Raw genomic sequence first — 13135 nt, 5'->3', positions numbered from 1 at the left:
GAGACCCCAGTGTGACGCAGAGCCCCGACAGATTTCTACGGAATTACTCGCGGACAGCTTCTCCGGACTGAACGTTCTCTGCGGAGCGATCCCGCTGAACATCGCCTTTCCGTTCGACACGAACCGCGACTGTCACTACCGCAGCAAGGAGCGCAGCTCCCGCACCGATCGAGTAGAGAACCTCGAACGAATGCAGCGTCGGCACAACCGCAGTGCCGATCAACACGGTCGAGCTAGCCAACACCGCAGCAGCGACTGCACTTCCGGTCGAAGTACCCACGGAACGGAGCAGGCTGTTGACGCTGTTCGCGGAAGCAGTCTGGTCGAGCGGAGCCGACTCGGTGATCAACGTGGGCATCGCCGCCAAGGCAAATGCGACGCCTGCAGACACAATCGCTGTGCCGAGAATGATGGTGAACAGCGTCGGAGCGAGGAATACACGCAGGGCATAGCCGAAAGCGATGACGATGGCACCGGTCGCCAATGTTGTCTTGGCCCCCCAGCGGCGAGTGACCTTAGGTGAAACCGTCGCGAGGAGGACCATCAAGAGCCCACCCGGCGACATTGCCAGTCCCGCTGCTGACGCAGACAGCCCGAGTCCGAATCCGGATTCCGCGGGGAGCTGCAGTTCCTGCGTAGCAGCCAGGGAACTGATGAACATGGCAAATCCGAGCAGCAGCGCGCAGATATTCGATACCAGGATCGGGGCGCGGACCGATGTTCGTAGATCCACGAGCGGCGCCGACGCGCGCAGTTCCCACGGTACCCACGAACTCAGCAACACAATTCCCGCCGCAATGAGCACGAGAATGACCGGGCTTCCCCAACCCCATTCCGTGCCCTTGGAGATGGCAAGAAGCAGGCTGGTCATAGCCGCCGTGAAGACTATTGCGCCAAGGAAGTCGAAGCGTCCGCGGCTTTTCACCGCAGATTCCGGTACGACAAAAGGCAGTACAACTGCGACAGCAATTCCGACGGCACCGGTCACCCAGAAGAGCGAGGACAGGCCCCAATGCGCCGAGAGCACCCCTGCCATCGGCATGCCGACCATTCCGCCGATACCCACGGTCGCACTCATGAGAGCAACTGCACCACTGAGCTTTTCGGGCGGCAGTGCGTCGCGCATGATGCTGATTCCCACGGGCAACAACGCCGAGGCAAATCCTTGCATCGATCGACCGAGTACAAGAACGAGGAAGCTCTGACTGGTCGCGGCAATCAAGCAGCCCACGACCATGACGCCGAGACACAGCAACATCATGGCCCGCTTGCCGTACATATCGGCAAGCCGGCCGATAAGTGGAGTTGCGACGGCACCGGTCAACAAAGTTGATGTCACCAACCACGACGCAGTCGAGTTGGAGACTCCCAATGCCGTCGCGAACTCAGGGAGAAGCGGAACAACCAAAGTCTGTTGCAGTGCGACCACCACACCGCTCAGACTCAAGACTCCGACAACCCACGACGCCCGCACATGTCGGCGGGACGACACTGTGGTCAAGCGTTCGAACGAGCAGCGACTCCGGCGTCGACAGGAACAACGATGCCACTCATGTGGGCACTGGCATCAGCCGCGAGGAACAGAATGACGCGCGTAATCTCGAACGGATCAAGCCACCCCACGGGCTGCGCGTGCAATGTCGCGAATACCGGTTCGACGTCAGCCATGGTCGGTTCTTCGAGATCCGGACGCATCATGTGGTACATCATGTCGTTGTGGATCATCGGCGTCGAAATATTGCCCGGCGCAATCGCATTGACTGTGACGCCGGAATTCGCGAGCTCGAGGGACACGCTCTTGGTCAGTCCGATGACACCCCACTTGGAGGCGCCGTATGCGGCCATCTGAGTGCCACCGGATCGACCCATCATCGAGGAGATCGTGATGATACGGCCGTAACCACGCTTTGCCATTCCGCCGGACACGGCGGCGACGGTGTTGAAAACACCCGTGAGGTTCGAGGAAATGACTTCGTTCCACTGCGCCGACGTCATCGACGTAATGGGGGCTGGAACGGATACACCGGCATTGGCGACAGCGATATCGACCTTGCCGAACTCGGCTTCCGCGCGGGCCACCAGGGCGTCCATTGCCTCACGGTCGGCGGTATCTGCCTTGACCGCGATGCAACGACGCCCCGTGGCCTCGACGAGACGCACTGTTTCGGCGAGATCAGCTTCGGTCGCAAGAGGGTAGGCGACGGCGTCACTGTTCTCGCAGCGATCGCAGATCACGATGTCGGCGCCGCGCTCGGCAAACGCAACTGCGTGAGCTCGTCCCTGCCCGCGAGCGGCACCGGTGATCAGTGCAACCTTGCCTTCGAAACTACCCTCGAGGCTGTTCATGCCATCTCCTAGTTCGTTGTACACATTCGCTTACTGCATGAGTACTCCGAACTCCAAGCGTTCCCGTCTCCGATCCCGAACAGCGGGAGCTCTGCCGTCAGCGATACACGGCCGACTCGAAATCCAAGTACCCGCCAACCGAACCCGCATCTGCAAACGGCAGGATCTGCGTGGCCCAGAATCCACCAACGCCGCTCTGCCGATCAATCCAGTAGTAGAGGTTGGCCAGTCCCGCCCAGGCAAGTGAACCCGCTGGTCGCCCGGTGGGAGCCACTTCCTCGTTTGTCATGAACGAGTACGCCCATCCTTTGGGCACTCCGGGGAAGAACTCGGCGTCGTTGGACAATGTCGGGATGACGCCAGGCAGAAGACCGACATGTTGGCCTTCGAGGCCGTTCTTGGTTGCTGCTGCCACCGTTTCCTGCGACAACACCCGCCCCTGATTGCCGGCACCGTCGTTCAGCCACATCCGGATGAACTTCATGTAGTCACCGACGGTGCCGTGCAACCCGTGTCCACCCATGTGTACCTCGGGCTCTGCGGGCAGTTCGAATCCTACGAGCGGAGTGAGCGTTCCGTCGGATTCTCGCTGATGAATGGTTGCAAGGCGGTCCTTCATCGACGGAGTCATCGAAAATGCGGTGTCCGCCATCTCCAACGGTTCGAAGATCCGCTCTCGCATGACGTCGCCGAGTCGTTGTCCACGAATGGATTCCACGACCTGACCGGCCCAGTCCATGTTGGTTCCGTACTCCCACTTCTCGCCCGGATCAAACAGCAGCGGAGTGGTGAGCGCAGCTTTGGTGCAGGTGATCACGCTGGGCTGACCATGGTCCTGCGAGAGGCGGTTGTACGACTCGTTGAAGAAGTCGTAGCCGAATCCGGCTGTGTGAAGCATCAACATGCGAGTTGTGATCTCTCGCTTCGGTTCCCGCAAAATCGGCTCACCCTGATCGCCGAATCCGTCGAGAACCTTCAGCTCACCGATATCCGGAACGTACATGGCCGCCGGCGCGTCGAGATCGAGCAAACCTTCCTCGACGCACTGCAGTACCGCAGTTCCGGTGATGGCCTTGGTTGTCGAGAACAGGGCGAAGACCGAATCCGTGGACATCGGGTCTCCGAAGCCTGCAGCGCGCTCGCCTGCGGAACCCTCGTAGACGTTGCCGTCACGATCGGTGATCATGGCAACTACACCGGGGACGCCAGCGGGTCCGCGCACGGCATCTGCCAACAGACCGTCGAAACGCTCCTTCGAAAAAGCCTTTCCTGCAACATCTTCGATCGTCATCACACTTCTCCATCCGACTGAAAACTCTTCTGTCAGAGAGAATGTAACGACGATCACATGCCCGGCTCTGCCTCGAAACGGCAGAAGTTCCGTCTGATTTCGGCAGAACCGGACCGGATCGGTCAGCTCTGCGGGGTGCCGATATTGACGACCCAGTTAATTCCGAACTTGTCGACGCAGGCTCCGAACTCGTCGCCCCACATCTGCTTTTCGAGCGGCATCGACACGTTTCCGCTGGAAGACAGCTTCTCCCAGTAGCCGCGCAGTACATCACCGTTGTCGCCGCTGAGGCTGACCGTGATGTTGTCACCCGGGTTGTACGGCATGCCGGGAGGAGTATCCGAGCCCATCACGGTGTAACCCTCGTCGGTTTCGAGCATTGCGTGCATGATCTTGTCCGAGCCGGCGCCCTCTTGGCCGAATTCACCGAAGGTGTTCAGCGCGAGCGTGCCACCGAAAACGCTCTTGTAGAACTCCATCGCTTCACGGGCGTCGCCGTTGAAACTGATGTACGGATTGAGTCGAGATGCCATGACTGAGCTCCTAATGCGAGGTCTGATTGATGTTCCGGGCCCTGCTGTCACTCTCACCGTCAATCCTTGCAGAAGGTTCCGACAAGAAACAACGGATCGACCTGGATCCTCGAAGATGCAAACGGGGTGTCACGACTTCCCCAAGACCACACGTTCAGACTCGCGACCTGGTCTGCGACGGCAATTCCCCAAATCGTTTCCGATATCCGGCGGCAAAAATGCCCAGGTTGACGTACCCCCAGGCGTTGGCGATATCGGAAATTGTTCTTCCGTCCGAAAACAGGAGTTCACTTCGCACTCCGGTAAGCCGACGCTCCCGCAACAACTGGCCGGGTGTTGTGTCACGGTGTCGGCGAAAGCCCGCGGTGAGTGCCCGAACGCTGACTCCGACCGCAGCCGCGATCTCCGAGGCAGTCGGAACCGAACGAGCGAAAGTGTCGATGTACTCCTCCGCCGCTCGTACATACACGGGCTCCGCAGAATCGATACCCGCACCGAGTGCGATACCGGCCTGCGCCGCCCACTCCTCGAGCAGTTGCGCAGTGATCAGTTCCTGCACCCGCGCCCCCAACCGCTCGCGCGACAAGGCTTCGGGCGACTCTGCGACCGCCCGCACCACGTAATCCATCAGTGCCAGCCAGCTCGATCCGCGCCCACCGATCGAGCACTTGTGTTGCCACAGACGATCATCCGGCGCCCGGCCGTACCACTGTTGGGCGTGATCGGCGACAAGCTGATGCGGCACAGTCAGATTCAACTGCAGATGATCCTCGTCGAACTCCACGAAGTAGTCCGTCCGACTGCAGTCCGCCACAAACGTTTCTCCGACAGCGGTATTCACGGACGAACCCCCACCAAGGGCATGCCGCCCGTTCCCGCGAATCGTCGTCAGAACCAGAATGTTCCCAGCTTCGGGCGAACACTCACCCACCGTGACCGGAATGCCGTAGCAGAACCGGGTGACGTCGATCCGACCGACGGTAGCCGAATACATGTCTGACGCCGGACGCAATCGACTACCGATGGGCGTGACCGTATACGGCATGTAGACGTTGTCGGACCACTCCTTGATGCGGTCCCAGTCCTGAGAAAAGGCCTGGTGGTGCCGCTGGGTCTGCCGACCCGCCGCGTCGATCAGCAAGGCATTCTCGAACATGTTCCGAGTATCGCACCACAACCGGATCGGGTCACCTGTCCCGATGGACAACGACACAGCAGAGAGACTATGCCTACCGAGTGAGAACCAGTCCCGACGTCGGCACGCCGGTACCGGCAGTGACCAATACGTTCTGGGCAGCGTCGACCTGGTTCACGGAAGTCCCGCGGATCTGACGGACACCCTCGGCTATGCCGTTCATCCCGTGAATGTATGCCTCGCCCAGTTGACCGCCATGAGTGTTGATCGGAAGCTTTCCACCGAGTTCGATCGCGCCACCGGCGATGAAGTCCTTGGCTTCTCCCCTGCCGCAGAAGCCGAGTTCTTCGAGTTGCATCAGCACATAGGGCGTGAAGTGGTCGTACAGAACCGCGGTCTGCATATCCGCCGGCCGCAAACCGCTCTGCGCCCAGAGTTGATCACCCACAAGCCCCATTTCCGGCAGTCCGGTCAGACCGTCACGGTAATAGCTGGTCATGATGTACTGATCTGCCCCGCTGCCCTGAGCTGCGGCCGCGATGACGGCCGGGGTGTTCTTGAGATCTTTGGCCCGTTCGGCTGAGGTGACCACGATGGCAACACCGCCGTCGGATTCCTGACAGCAGTCCAGTAGATGTAGCGGTTCGGCAATGAACCGGGAATTCTGGTGATCCTCGAGTGTGATCGGCTTTCCGTAGAAGAAGGCCTTCGGGTTTGTGGCAGCATGCCTGCGATCAGCAACGGCAACGCGGCCGAAGTCCTCACTCGACGCACCGTAGACGTGCATGTACCGCTGCGCCACCATCGCGACAAACGAAGCGGGAGTTCCCAAGCCGTGCGGGTACGAGAAAGCGTTGTCCGATCCTGATGAATTGACCTGTGCCACAAGACCGGAGTTCACCTGGCCGAACCGGGCACCGGAGCGTTCGTTGAAAGCACGGTAGGCAACAACGACGTCAGCGACTCCTGTCGCGACAGCCATGGCAGCCTGCTGGATCGTAGCCGCAGCAGCCCCGCCGCCGTAGTGGATGCGACTGAAGAACTTCAGGTTCGGGATTCCCACCGAACGTGCCACGGCTACTTCGGTATTGGTATCCATCGTGAACGAGGTGAGCCCGTCCACGTCGGCAGGGGTCAGGCCCGCGTCGTCCAAAGCTGCTTGGACGGCCTCCGCCGCCAGGCGAAGTTCACTTCGGCCGGAGTCCTTCGAGAAATCCGTCGCGCCGATACCGACGATTGCGGCTTTCCCCGACAGTGCATTCATTCGATATCTCCGGCCGTCGTGGAAGTCAGCGGGGTAAATGTCAGCATGACCTGGGCGGTGATGTGATCACCCAGACTGTTCTTGCCCACCACGGCAACGGTCACCAGCGTCTCGTCGAACCTGGTGACGGTTCCGCTGAGCGACAAAGTGTCGTACGCGTACCACGGCACCCCGAGTCGGAGCTTGATCGAGGTGATGACGGCACGGGGACCCGCCCAATCGGTGACAAAGCGCTGCACCAACCCGGTGTCGGTGAGGATATTGACAAAGATGTCCTTCGAGCCGCGCTGTTGCGCCAGGTCGCGATCGTGATGCACGTCTTGAAAATCGCGCGTTGCCAAAGCCGTGGACACGACAAACGTCGGGTCGCCGTAGATCTCCAACGCCGGAAGCTGCTCTCCCACAGTGATGTCCGAAACCAAAGTCATCGAGCATCCTCCTGCTGCGAAACCGGTACCCACGCATACAGAGTCCACGGAGTTCCGCCAGTCTCTTCATCTCCCGGAAAATCGAGATACGTTGCTTCGACGGACATCCCGATCGACACATCGACAGGCGCGACACCTCGAAGTTCGCCGAGCATACGCACGCCTTCCGGTAGTTCGACGAGTGCAACCACAAACGGCAGAGAGCGACCGGGCACTGCGGGCGCATGATGGACGACAAAGCTGAATACGGTTCCCCGCCCGGAAGCCACGAGGTAGTCGGTCTGCGCCGACTTGTCCTTCCAGATCGCGGGCACCGGTGGATGCTGCACGCTACCGTCGGGACGCAGTTGAATCCGAAGCTCGTGCGCGGCAACTCCGTCCCAGAAGAACTGTGTGTCCAGAGACGGCGTGGGGCGCAGCATTCGAGAAGAATCCAGATCCTCGGGCACATCCGATGGAACCGTCTCACCGGCCGCCGGAGCAAACTTCAGGATCCGGAACATCATCTCGGACACCAATTCGTCACCGACATGCCACAGGCTTCGAGTTGTGAAGAACCAGCCCTCACCGAGGCCCGTCTTCTTGGGTCCCACAACGTCTTCCAAGACAGACGAGATCGTCACGTCCTCACCCGGTCGCAAGTAGCGGTGGTAGGTCTGATCGCAGTTGGTTGCAACGACCGACGTGTAGCCGGCTTCGTCGAGGATCTCCGTCATACGGCCGAGTGGATCATCGGATTCGCGTACAGCGCCCAGTCCTCGCATCGTCCACACCTGCGCCATGGCCGGCGGAGCGACCAGCCCGCCATGCCCGGCGGCGAGTGCTGCGGATTCATCGACATAGATCGGGTTCTTGTCGCCGATCGCCTCGACCCAGTTGCGGACCATCGGCACGTTTACGGGATCTCGGCCGGTGCGTGGCGCGCTCGGTCCGGCGGCGCGAACCTGCTCTGCAGCAGTAAGAATGGGATCTGACACAGTCAATTCCTATCTCGGAACTCTTGGCAGCTTCAAGCCGGCGGTCGCGATCAGTTCACGCATCACCTCGTTGACCCCGCCGCCGAAGGTAATCACCAGATTGCGCTTGATCTGCATGTCCAACCACTCCATGAGATCAGCGGTCTCCGGATCGAGAGAGTTGCCGTATCGACCGACAATTTCCTCGGCCAGTCGGCCGACTCGCTGAATACGCTCGGTGGCGAATACTTTGGTCGCGGAGGCGTCGGCAACATCAACCGAGTCCGAATCACTCGATGCCACCTGCCAATTGAGGAGTTCGTTCAGTCGATAGGTTGCGTGGATCTCCCCCAGCGTGCGTCGCACGTCGGTGTGATCGAGAAGATTCTCGCGGCGAGCCCAGTCGAAGACATGATCGTAGATGCCACCGACGCGGCCTGCTGGTCCGAGCATGACTCTCTCGTGATTGAGCTGGGTGGTAATGAGGCGCCAGCCCTGATTCTCCTCGCCCACAAGCATGTTCACCGGAACGCGAACGTCCTCGTAGTAGGTGGCATTGACGTGATGGGCGCCGTCGCAGGTGATGATGGGCGTCCAGGTGTACCCAGGATCCTTCGTGTCCATGATCAGGATCGAGATACCCCGGTGCCGCGAGTCTGCTGCTCCCGTTCGCACAGCCAGCCACACATAGTCCGCATCATGTCCACCGGTGGTGAAGATTTTCTGACCGTTGACTATGTACTCGTCACCCGCGCGGACGGCACCGGTACGCAAAGCCGCAAGGTCGGTTCCGGCCTCAGGTTCGGTGTATCCGATGGCAAAATGCACTTCGCCGGCCAGGATGGCGGGAAGAAACTTCTGCTTCTGCTCCTCGCTACCGTACTTCTGCAACGTCGGTCCGACCGTCTGCAACGTAACCGACGGCAGTGGAACATCTGCTCGCACAGCCTCGTTGACAAAGATCTGCTGCTCCACCTCGCCGAAGCCTCGCCCGCCGTATTCGACCGGCCAGCCGACACCGAGCCACCCGTCCTTGCCCATTCGGCGGATCACGTCGCGGTAGGTGGGTCCGTGCCGTTCGGTACGCATGATCTTCGCCTCGTCTGGCGAGATCAGAGTCGAGAAGTAACGACGAAGTTCAGCCTGCAACGCGCGCTGACTGTCGGTCAGATCGATGAACACCGGGCCCCCACGAGGTCGAGTCGATGCGAAGCGCCACCGAGCAGGCGCGCCAAGTCTTTTGCTGCCCCGTAATAGCGGTGAAGCGGATAGGTGACATCCACTCCCAAACCGCCGTGCAGATGATGGAGAACCTGCATGGTCGCAGGAACTTCCTGAGCTATCCAGTACGCCATCACATCCAGATCGGACTGCGCATCAAGCCCTTCCGACACGCGCCACGATGCCGACAGCGACACAACGTGCAGTGTCCGGGACGTGACGTAGGCGTCGGCGATCTGTTGCGCGACGGCCTGGAAGGTCGCGAGCGGCTTACCGAATTGCTCGCGGGATCCGATGTGGGCAGCAGTGAGATCCACGGCTCCGGAAACCAATCCGTCGACCACAGCTCCGATGCTCGCCAACGCGATGCGATAGAGCGTCTGCACGGCTTCCGTACCGGCGCCCAGCAGCTCACCTGTGGCGTCGTCGAGGACTATCGCAAACTCGGGGCTGCCGGACGAACTCGGCGTCGGCGTAAGCGTCACACCTGCCGAGTTCGGGTCGATCAACACAACACCGACGTCTGTCGGAACCAATACGCGGTGCGCACTCGCAGCGAAGGGGACCGCGAGCACAGTCCCGTTGACGCGGTACCGATCACCGGTCTTCTCACCGGTCTTCCTTGCCGTAACGGCTGGCTGCTCGGGAAACTGGCGGCCCGGCTCAGCCAAGGCAGCCGTGAACACCCGTCCCGCGGCAACACCGGCCAGAAGTTCGTCCTGCTGGGCGTCGCTGCCCAGCGCGACTATGGGCAGCACCCCGAATCCGAGTGTGGCCAGCGCTGGAATCGGCGCTGCAGCTCGGCCGACTTCGGTGAGCAAGGCGCCCACGTCGGTGACGGACAGACCCTCCCCTCCGAGTCGCTCCGGTAGCGCCAACGTGAGCAGATCCGCCTCGGCGAAGGCCGCCCACAAGGCATCCGGCTGTAGTTCGCGGGCCAGGAGTGCGGTAGCCACCTCGGCTACCGCATCCTGGGTTTCATCTCTGGTGAAGTCCACGCTGGCAAATTCCCGTCGTCGATATAGAACGTGTTCTAGTTGTATCACCAACGGGACCAAATTTGTAGACCTACTACTCCCGCGGTAGCCCCAGAATTCGCTCGGCCGCGACGGTCAGCAGGATCTGCGTCGTACCACCGGCGATGGACAGACAACGCGTATTGAGGAACTCCCGGGACAACGGCCCCTCGACCCAACCAGCCGGACCGCCCAACTCCATCGCGAATTCCGCGACGGTCTGACGCTGCCGAACACCGACCAGTTTGCGGACGCTCGATGCCGGTCCTGGATCCTGGCCATCCAACTGCCGCAATGTGGTTCGCAACTCCAAAAGCGATCCCACCATCGCGGTGCCGATCAAACCGCCCAACTTGTCCGCGACCACGGGATCCGGACTTCCTGCCAGAACAAGCAATTCCTCCATCGCACCACCAAGTGACGAGCCACCGCTCATCGCGACCCGCTCGTTGGCGAGTGTGGTTCTGGCCAGTTTCCAACCACCACCGAGCTCTCCGACGACACAATCGTCCGGGACGAAAACGTCGTCGAGGAACACCTCGTTGAACAGCGAATCGCCTGTGATCTCCCGCAGCGGCGAAATCCTGATCCCCGGTGTTCTCATATCGAGCAGGAAGTACGTGATGCCCTTGTGCTTGGGTACACCACGATCGGTACGCGCCAGACAGATCGCCCAATCAGCCTCACGCGCAAGCGAAGTCCACACCTTCTGCCCGTTGAGCTTCCATCCACCGTCTACGTTCTCGGCAGTGGTGCGCAGCGCGGCGAGGTCGGATCCAGCTCCCGGCTCGCTGAACAACTGACACCACGTGATGTCCCCCTTCAAGGTGGGGACAGCAAACCGTTCGATCTGTTCGACACTGCCGTGCTCGAGAATGGTTGGCACGGCCCACCATCCGATGACCAGGTCAGGTCGGCCGACGCCTGCCGCGGCCAACTCTTCCTCGATCAAAATCTGCTGAGCTGCCTTCGCCCCTTTGCCGTACGGCACCGGCCAATGCGGCGCGAGGTAACCCGATTCAGCCAAGGCAGTGCGCTGCTCGGACTCTTGCAGAGCGACCAGTTGTGCTACTTCACTACGAATTTCGGCGCGATCGGACTCCAACGCACTGAGATCGATCTGCAGGTGACGACGCGATCCCGCGAGCGTCAACTCCGCCACCCTGGCGCGCCAACGAGACGAGCCGCCCATCATCTGGCGCAGCGACACGGCGCGACGAAGGTAGAAATGCGCCTCGTGCTCCCAGGTGAACCCGATGCCGCCGAGCACTTGGATGCAGTCCTTCGCCGTGTCGACTGCCGCATCCAGGGAAACCGCGGCGGCTACTGCTGCGGCGATCGGAAGTTCGTCACCCGACTCTGCCGCCACGGCAGCGTCCCAGGCGACTGCACCGACATTTTCAACCCGGCACAGCATCTCGGCACACAGATGCTTGATCGCCTGAAAGGAACCGATCGGTTTGCCGAACTGCTCACGAATCTTTGCGTATTCCACCGCAGTCCGCAGGCTCCACGCGGCAATTCCGGCAGCCTCCGCCGACGCGAGCGTTGCAGCAAGATCAGCCACCGATCCCGTCGCTATGTCGCCGATGATCCGATCAGCATCCACGACCACTCGATCGAAGGAGACCTTCGCCAACGGACGGGACTTGTCGATCGTGTCGAGCGCGTCATACGTGACTCCACTCGATTCACCGTCGACGAGCACCCACACGACGCCATTGCCGTTGTCGGCGGAAACCAGTACTGACACGCCGGCATCTGCGCCCCACGCGAAACCTCCGTCACCGTGAAGTTCGAGCCCGCCGGATTCGGTAGCCGTTGCGGCAACTGGTCTTTCGTCCAATACGACGGCGCAGGGAATCGCACCGTCTGCAAGCGCCTCCGACCAGCGCTTTGCCGCGGGAGTTGCACTACGGCCGACCACCAACGCGGCCAGTGCCGTAGTGAGAACAGGACCCGGAACGAGTTCAATCGCAGCCTGCTCGAGCATTGCCGCCAGATCTACGATCTCAGCTCCGGAACCGCCAACCGACTCGGGCACAGCAACGGAAAAGAGCCCCAACGAGGCAAAATCCGGCCAACCCTGGCGCCACGAATTCGCTGGTCCACGGCGTACCATGTCCATCGGCGCTGCTGATCGCGCCCACGCCTCGATCGACTCCTGGACTGCCCGTTGTTCATCGGTCGTGGCGATAGTCACAACTGGTTCCCACCTCTCCATTAGTGACACAATTGTTTAGAACGTGTTCTAATATGACACCTGGCCATGAGTCAAGGCGCGAAGGAATTTGTCGATGACCGCAACATCTCGATCCCGCTCCACTGCCGTCGCATCCGCGACGCTCGGAGAGGACGATCTCAGCTCCAACGCGCAACGCGAACGTCGCAAGCGGATTCTCGATGCCACATTGACATTGGCATCCAAGGGCGGATACGAAGCCGTTCAGATGCGCGCGGTGGCCGAGCGTGCGGATGTTGCCGTCGGAACGCTCTACCGATATTTTCCGTCGAAGGTGCACCTCCTGGTTTCCGCTCTGGCGCGTGAGTTCGAGAAGATCGACTCCAGAGGCAAGATTCCGCCCGGAACAAGCCCGCTCGAGCGCATGCAGCTGATCCTGAGTTTGATCACCCGAGCCATGCAACGCGATCCACTGCTCACCGAAGCAATGACCCGCGCATTCATGTTCGCCGACGCATCTGCTGCTGCCGAGGTCGATCACGTGGGCCAACTGATGGACCGATTGTTTGCACGCGCGATGACCGAAGAGGAACCGAACGACGAACAGTTGGCTATCGCCCGCGTCATCTCCGATGTGTGGCTGTCCAACCTCGTGGCTTGGCTCACACGCCGATCATCGGCCACCGACGTCGCCAATCGACTCGAATTGACCGTTGAACTGTTGCTCGGCGACGGATCCCGCAGACCTGCATAGGGATAATCC

The 13135-nt window shown here is 60.9% G+C and carries 12 protein-coding genes; 1 reads left to right on the top strand and 11 read right to left on the bottom strand.

Translation table 11 applies throughout. The features are described from left to right. Positions 1–43 precede the first annotated feature (43 nt). The 11 genes from RG2_RS15355 to RG2_RS15305 all read right to left on the bottom strand — a co-directional run bounded on the left by RG2_RS15355 (position 44) and on the right by RG2_RS15305 (position 12393). On the bottom strand, positions 44–1492 hold the full coding sequence (locus tag RG2_RS15355; RefSeq protein WP_230590049.1) for an MFS transporter: 1449 nt from the start codon (positions 1490–1492) through the stop codon (positions 44–46). A 5-nt stretch (positions 1493–1497) separates the two neighbouring features. Continuing rightward, the gene (locus tag RG2_RS15350; protein WP_033232524.1) at positions 1498–2346 is read right to left on the bottom strand and encodes a mycofactocin-coupled SDR family oxidoreductase; all 849 of its coding nucleotides are present in this window, start codon (positions 2344–2346) and stop codon (positions 1498–1500) included. Positions 2347–2443: 97 nt separating this feature from the next. Beyond that, a complete protein-coding gene (acmB, locus tag RG2_RS15345; RefSeq protein ID WP_051730367.1) occupies positions 2444–3637 on the bottom strand; it encodes a methyl acetate hydrolase AcmB in 1194 nt (397 codons plus the stop codon). Positions 3638–3759: 122 nt separating this feature from the next. Then, positions 3760–4170 carry a VOC family protein gene (locus RG2_RS15340; protein WP_033232525.1) on the bottom strand — a complete coding sequence of 137 codons (411 nt, stop codon included), beginning with the start codon at positions 4168–4170 and terminating at the stop codon, positions 3760–3762. A 154-nt stretch (positions 4171–4324) separates the two neighbouring features. After that, positions 4325–5326, bottom strand: a complete 1002-nt coding sequence (locus RG2_RS15335; protein ID WP_033232526.1) for an AraC family transcriptional regulator — start codon at positions 5324–5326, stop codon at positions 4325–4327. A 73-nt stretch (positions 5327–5399) separates the two neighbouring features. Continuing rightward, positions 5400–6569, bottom strand: a complete 1170-nt coding sequence (locus RG2_RS15330) for a lipid-transfer protein (RefSeq protein WP_033232528.1) — start codon at positions 6567–6569, stop codon at positions 5400–5402. Next, on the bottom strand, positions 6566–6997 hold the full coding sequence (locus RG2_RS15325) for a MaoC family dehydratase (RefSeq protein WP_033232530.1): 432 nt from the start codon (positions 6995–6997) through the stop codon (positions 6566–6568). The genes RG2_RS15330 and RG2_RS15325 overlap by 4 nt, the downstream gene beginning before the upstream one ends. Continuing rightward, on the bottom strand, positions 6994–7974 hold the full coding sequence (locus RG2_RS15320) for a bifunctional MaoC family dehydratase N-terminal/OB-fold nucleic acid binding domain-containing protein (RefSeq protein ID WP_033232532.1): 981 nt from the start codon (positions 7972–7974) through the stop codon (positions 6994–6996). Before RG2_RS15320 ends, RG2_RS15325 begins: the two co-directional genes overlap by 4 nt. 9 nt (positions 7975–7983) lie before the next feature. Next, complete coding sequence (locus RG2_RS15315) at positions 7984–9135, bottom strand: acyl-CoA dehydrogenase family protein (RefSeq protein ID WP_033232533.1); 1152 nt, start codon at positions 9133–9135, stop codon at positions 7984–7986. Further along, positions 9120–10172 (bottom strand): acyl-CoA dehydrogenase family protein, encoded by a 1053-nt coding sequence (locus RG2_RS15310; RefSeq protein WP_033232534.1) that lies wholly within the window; start codon positions 10170–10172, stop codon positions 9120–9122. The genes RG2_RS15315 and RG2_RS15310 overlap by 16 nt, the downstream gene beginning before the upstream one ends. Before the next feature lie 73 nt (positions 10173–10245). Beyond that, a complete protein-coding gene (locus tag RG2_RS15305; protein WP_033232535.1) occupies positions 10246–12393 on the bottom strand; it encodes an acyl-CoA dehydrogenase family protein in 2148 nt (715 codons plus the stop codon). Positions 12394–12487: 94 nt separating this feature from the next. Here RG2_RS15305 and kstR point away from each other — a divergent pair, with 94 nt between their 5' ends. Next, positions 12488–13126 carry a cholesterol catabolism transcriptional regulator KstR gene (kstR, locus tag RG2_RS15300; RefSeq protein WP_033232537.1) on the top strand — a complete coding sequence of 213 codons (639 nt, stop codon included), beginning with the start codon at positions 12488–12490 and terminating at the stop codon, positions 13124–13126. Positions 13127–13135: the final 9 nt, after the last annotated feature.

Origin of the sequence: Rhodococcus globerulus NBRC 14531 (genome assembly GCF_001894805.1) — a bacterium.
Classification (GTDB): domain Bacteria; phylum Actinomycetota; class Actinomycetes; order Mycobacteriales; family Mycobacteriaceae; genus Rhodococcus_F; species Rhodococcus_F globerula.
Note: the sequence above shows the minus strand (reverse complement) of the source record. Positions and strands in the feature narration are given on the sequence as shown.